Raw genomic sequence first — 437 nt, forward strand, 5'->3', positions numbered from 1 at the left:
GACGTGGGAGTCCACGATCGTCGAGCAGGTCCCGGACGAGCACGTCGTGTGGCGCTCGAAGGGCCCTAAGGGGCCCGTGGACGGCACGGTCAGCTTCCATGAGCTGTCCCCGAACCTGACCCGCGTGCTGGTCGGCCTCGAATACCACCCGCAGGGCTTCATGGAGCGCACCGGCAACCTGTGGCGCGCGCAGGGCCGCCGGGCCCGCCCCGAACTCAAGCACTTCCGCCGCTACGTGACGACGCAGTCGCTCACCCGCGCGGACGAGATCGAGGGCTGGCGCGGCGAGATCCGCCACCGCGAGGTCGTACGGCCGCACGAGGAGGCCCTGGAGGACGAGGAGAAGTCCACCAAGACGGCGAACAACAAGTCGCCCGAGACGACCACGACGGCCAAGCACACAAAGGCGAACCAGCGCGACCACAGAAGGAGACGCG

1 pseudogene is annotated in these 437 nt (G+C 69.1%); it reads left to right on the forward strand.

Features of this window, described 5'->3' with window-relative positions:
• Positions 1 to 437 (forward strand): annotated as a pseudogene (locus HUX53_RS00030) (hypothetical protein); the annotation flags it as partial.

This window comes from Actinomadura sp. BRA 177, from assembly GCF_013372625.1.
Lineage (GTDB): Bacteria > Actinomycetota > Actinomycetes > Streptosporangiales > Streptosporangiaceae > Spirillospora.